This is a genomic window from Mesorhizobium sp. M4A.F.Ca.ET.020.02.1.1 (genome assembly GCF_004022645.1).
In the GTDB taxonomy this organism is placed as follows: domain Bacteria; phylum Pseudomonadota; class Alphaproteobacteria; order Rhizobiales; family Rhizobiaceae; genus Mesorhizobium.
Genome location: NZ_RZOI01000446.1, coordinates 1 through 5139, shown reverse-complemented (window position 1 = coordinate 5139; position 5139 = coordinate 1). Strand labels below are relative to the sequence as shown.

Below are 5139 nucleotides of genomic sequence, written 5' to 3'. Positions count from 1 at the left end.
CTGCGAATTTCTCCACCTTGTCGCGGATAGCGTCAATGGCGATGCCGCGCCGGTCGAGGCGTTCGCCGAGCGAGGCGTAGTCGCGTTCGAGGTCGCTCTTGCGCGCAGCGTTTTGGCTGGCGACGAGGTCGGCTGAGATAATGGTTTCGGACAACTGCTATTCCTCCCAAGACTACGTTCGGCTGGCGCTGCCCCTCATCCGCCTGCCGGCACCTTCTCCCCGTGAACGGGGAGAAGGAAGTTGCCTAGCGCGTAAAGCTTTGCGCGTTGCCCGCGTCGACATTGATGATGTTGCCGGTCGACTTCGCCGACATGTCGGAGGCGAAGAAGTAGATCGCCTCGGCGATGTCCTCCGGGAAGACCGAGCGCTTCAGCATCGAGCGCGAGCGGTAGTGCTCCTCGAGATCGTCGGTCGACATCTTGTAGGCAGCGGCGCGCTGTTCCTTCCATTCGCCGCTCCAGATCTTGGAGCCGCGCAGCACGGCGTCCGGATTGACGACGTTGACCCTGATCTGCGCCTCCGCGCCCTCAAGGGCGAGGCAGCGCGCGAGATGGATCTCGGCCGCCTTGGCCGTGCAATAGGCGGCGGCGTTGGGCGAGGCGGCAAGCCCGTTCTTGGAGGCGACGAAGACGACGTTGCCGCCGATCTTCTGGGCACGGAACAGCCGGAACGCCTCGCGCGAGACGAGGAAATAGCCGGTGGACAATATGTCCATGTTCTTGTTCCACAGCGCCAGCGTCGTCTCCTCGATCGGCGCCGAGGAGGCAAGGCCGGCATTCGAGACAAGGATGTCGACGCCACCGAACTCGACCGCCGTTTCGGCGAAGCCCGCGACGACCTGGTCCTCCGAGGTGACGTTGATCACCACCGGCCGGACGAAATCCTTGCCATAGGCTTGCGACAGTTCGTCATTGGCGCTGGCGAGCGCCGCCTCGTCGATGTCGGCCAGCACCACGCAGGCGCCTTCGCGCAGCAGCCGGTTGGCGGTGGCGCGGCCGATGCCGCCGGCGCCGCCTGTAACCAGCGCGATCTGGCCGGCCAGCGCCTTCGGCTTCGGCAGACGCTGCAGCTTGGCTTCCTCGAGCAGCCAGTATTCGATGTCGAAGGCCTCCTGCGCCGGCAGGCCGACATAGGACGAGACGGTCGAGGCGCCGCGCATGACGTTGATGGCGTTCACATAGAATTCGCCGGAGATGCGCGCGGTCGCCTTGTCGCCGGCGAAGGTGAACATGCCGACGCCCGGCATCAGATAGACCACGGCATTGGGATCGCGAATGGCGGGTGAGTCCACATGCTTGCAACTGTCGTAATAGGCCTGGTAGCCGACACGATATTCGGCGATGTCGTCGGCAAGACGCGCAATGACGGCGTCGACGTCAGGTTTCGCCGGGTCGAATTCGATCACCAGCGGCCGGATCTTGGTGCGCAGGAAATGGTCAGGGCATGAGGTGCCCAGTGCTGCCAGCGGCCGCAAATCCCTCGAATTGACGAATTCGAGCACGGCAGGCTGGTCGTCGAAATGGCCGAGCTTGTGGCTCTTCTCCGAGATCAGGCCGCGGATCCTCGGCATCAGCTTCGCGGCAATCGCGCGGCGCGCAGGCGCGTCGAGCGACTTCACCGCCTCGCCGCCGAAGATGGCCACGCCTTCAGACCGGCGCTCGAACCACTCGATCGCCTGGTTGATGACCGAGATCGTCGTCTCGTAGCATTCCTTCGGTGTGTCGCCCCAGCTGAACAGGCCGTGGCTTTCGAGGATGACGCCCTTCGCCTCGGGGTTCTCCAGGCAGAATTTCTCCAGCCACAGGCCGAGCTCGAAGCCCGGCCGCTTCCAGGGCAGCCAGCCGATGGCATCGCCAAAGATCTCCTTCGTCAGCGTCTTGGAATCCTTCGCCGCGGCAATGGCGATGATGGCGTCGGGATGCATGTGGTCGACGCAAGGCCTCGGCACGAAGGCATGCAGCGGCGTGTCGATCGAGGCCGCGCGCGGATTGAGGTTGAAGGTGCAGTGCGGCAGGTAGCCGACCATCTCGTCCTCATGCGCGAGGCCGCGATAGAGACCTTTCAGCGCACGCAATTTGTCCATGTAGAGCGTGGCAAAGCCGTCGAGCTTGATCGAGGCGCTGTCGCCGCCCGAGCCCTTGACCCACAGAACCTCGACGTCCTCGCCGGTCAGCGGGTCCTTCTGCCAGACCTTTGACGAGGTGTTGCCGCCGCCATAGTTGGTGACGCGCTTGTCGGAGCCGAGCGTGTTGGAGCGATAGACCAGCAACTCCGGGTCGCTCAATCCTTTGGCCTTCGCATCGTCCCACAGATTGGCGAGGCGCGAGCCGGAGCGCTTGTCGAGCATAGATATCCTCCCTTGGGACGCAAAAGGGTGCGGTCCTTTTCGCGGGGAATGTCTACGCAAGACGCCCTCTTGTCAATCACAAACGATCAATATCGATCATATTGCACTGCACAATGAAAATATATGATCGGAAATGATTGACACTGCTCGTTTTGAGTGCCTAGATGCTCAGGCAGGGAGGAACCATGCACGAAAAAGAGCGCCACAGGATCATTCTGTCCGCCGTCCAGGAAAAGCCTGTGGTGACGGTGCAGGAGATGGTCGACTTGACAGACTCCTCCGAGGCGACGATCCGGCGCGACATCGCGGCCCTGCATGTGCAGAAGCGCCTGCGCCGGGTGCGCGGCGGCGCCGAGGCGATCTCGCCGCCGCAGTTCATCGGCCTTGCCGGCCGCCCCTTCTCGGTCAACGAGACGCTGAACGCCGCGCAGAAGCGGGCGATCGCGCGGGAAGCCGTCGATCTCTGCAAGGACGGCGAGCCGATCATCATCAATGGCGGTACCACCACTTTCCAGATGGTGCATTTCCTGACCGGCCGCCGCATGCCGATCTTCACCAATTCCTTCCCAATCGCCGAACACCTGCTCAAGCACTCGAAGAATACGGTGATGCTGTCAGGGGGCACGATCTACCGCGAGCAGAACATCATCCTGTCGCCCTTCGACAATGACGTGACGCGCAATTTCTACGCGCGACGCATGTTCATGGGCGCGCAGGGGCTGGGGCCGCTCGGGCTGATGGAAGGCGACCCGCTGCTGATCCAGGCCGAGCAGAAGCTGATCGACCAGGCCGACGAACTGGTGGTGCTGGTCGATTCCTCGAAGTTCCGCATGCGCTCCAGCCTGATCCTGTGCGGGCTGACGCGCATCGCCACCGTGATCACCGACGACGGCATCGAGGACCGCGAGGCCAAGATGCTCGAAACCGCCGGGGTAACGCTGATCGTCGCCCGCAAGGCGGCCACCGAGAAGGAAGAATCTTCACTGCAGGCCTGAGCGGCCCGCAGCGGCGATGGAAATGCAACGCTCAAGGGAGGATATTCGATGAGCTTTTTGAAGAAACTGCTGGTCACGGCGGCCTTTTCCGCCGCCATGTTCGTGAATGCCGCCTATGCAGAGAACGTCAAGATCGCGCTGGTGGTGAAATCACTCGGCAACGGCTTCTTCGACGCCGCCAACAAGGGCGCCGAGGAAGCGGCCAAGGAACTGGGCGATGTCGAGGTGATCTACACCGGCCCGACCAAGGCGACCGCCGAGGCGCAGATCGAGGTGATCAACTCGCTGATCGCGCAGAAGGTCAATGCGATCGCGGTTTCGGCCAATGACGCCGACGCGCTGGTGCCGGTGCTGAAGAAGGCGATGGATCGCGGCATCACCGTGATCTCGTGGGACTCCGGCGTTGCCAAGGAAGGCCGCCAACTGCACCTCAACCCGTCGGACACCGGCCTGATCGGCGAGACCATCATCAAGCTCGCCGCCGACTACCTGCCGGAAGGCGGCGACGTCGCCATCCTCTCCGCATCGTCGACCGCGACCAATCAGAATGCCTGGATCGAGGCGGCGAAGAAGGTGCTGCCGGAGAAGTTCCCGAAGATCAAGCTCGTCGCCACCGTCTATGGCGATGACGACTCGGCCAAGAGCACGGACGAAGCCAAAGGCCTGCTGAAGTCCTATCCGAACCTCAAGGCAATCATCGCGCCGACCACCGTCGGCGTGGTCGCCGCCGCCCAGGTCGTCACCGACGCGAACCTGATCGGCAAGGTCAACGTCACCGGTCTGGCGCTGCCGTCCGAGTTCAAGAAGTTCATCGACAACGGCGCCAGCCAGGCGGTCGCGCTGTGGAACCCGATCGACCTCGGCTACTCGGCCATCTACCTCGCCCATGACCTGGCAGTGAAGAAGGAAGAGGCCAAGCCCGGCGCAACGCTGTCGATCGGCCGCGTCGGCAAGGTGACGCTCGACGACACCAACTCGGCTGCGATGGCTCCGCCCTTCCAGTTCGACAAGACCAACATCGAGAAGTTCTCCAAGATCTATTGATCCTGGTCGACTTCCAGCTCGTGCGGCGGGACAATTGTCCCGCCGCATCTTCAAACGGACCTTCTCTCAGGGCCTGATACGGATATGGATACGACAGCCCAGCACAAAGTGGAGACGGAACGGCCGCTTTCGGGCCCGGCCCAGCCTGCCGCCCCGCGCCTGACGCTCTCCGGCATTTCGAAAAGTTTCCCCGGTGTCCGCGCGCTTCACAATGTCAGCCTGTCGCTCTATCCGGGCCAGGTGACGGCGCTGATCGGCGAGAACGGCGCCGGCAAGTCGACGCTGGTCAAGATCATGACCGGCATCTACCAGCCCGACGCCGGCGAAATCGGCATCGACGGCGAGGCCACAACGCTGCACAGCGCGCATGCCGCCTTCGGCCACGGCATCACCGCCATCCATCAGGAAACCGTGCTGTTCGACGACCTTTCGGTCGCCGAAAACATCTTTCTCGGCCACGCGCCGCGCACCCGCTTCGGCACCATCGACTGGCGCACCATGCGCAAGAATGCACGCGAGGTGCTGGAGACCATGCGCGCCGGCCATATCGACGCCGACGCGCGGCTGAGGGACCTCGGCATCGCCAACAAGCACTTGGTCGCCGTGGCGCGCGCCATGTCGATCGATGCGCGCATCGTCATCATGGACGAGCCGACCGCCGCGCTCTCGATGAAGGAGATCGAGGAGCTTTTCCTGCTGATCGAATTCCTGAAGAGCGAAGGCAAGGCGGTGCTGTTCATCAGCCACAAGTT

The 5139-nt window shown here is 63.1% G+C and carries 4 protein-coding genes and 1 pseudogene; 3 read left to right on the top strand and 2 right to left on the bottom strand.

Translation table 11 applies throughout. The annotated features are described in order from the left end of the window. Together EN742_RS39555 and EN742_RS23640 are read right to left on the bottom strand one after the other, a co-directional pair. Positions 1–154, bottom strand: a pseudogene (locus EN742_RS39555) (sugar isomerase); the annotation flags it as partial. A gap of 91 nt (positions 155–245) precedes the next feature. Next, on the bottom strand, positions 246–2348 hold the full coding sequence (locus EN742_RS23640; protein ID WP_128333346.1) for a bifunctional rhamnulose-1-phosphate aldolase/short-chain dehydrogenase: 2103 nt from the start codon (positions 2346–2348) through the stop codon (positions 246–248). Between the two features lie 185 nt (positions 2349–2533). Here EN742_RS23640 and EN742_RS23635 point away from each other — a divergent pair, with 185 nt between their 5' ends. The 3 genes from EN742_RS23635 to EN742_RS23625 form a co-directional block, all read left to right on the top strand. Further along, positions 2534–3343 (top strand): DeoR/GlpR family DNA-binding transcription regulator, encoded by an 810-nt coding sequence (locus EN742_RS23635; protein WP_127405642.1) that lies wholly within the window; start codon positions 2534–2536, stop codon positions 3341–3343. 48 nt (positions 3344–3391) lie between these two features. After that, the gene (gene rhaS, locus EN742_RS23630) at positions 3392–4387 is read left to right on the top strand and encodes a rhamnose ABC transporter substrate-binding protein (protein ID WP_126056558.1); all 996 of its coding nucleotides are present in this window, start codon (positions 3392–3394) and stop codon (positions 4385–4387) included. A gap of 84 nt (positions 4388–4471) precedes the next feature. Then, on the top strand, positions 4472–5139 hold a 668-nt coding region (locus tag EN742_RS23625), incomplete at its 3' end, for an ATP-binding cassette domain-containing protein (protein WP_148670212.1).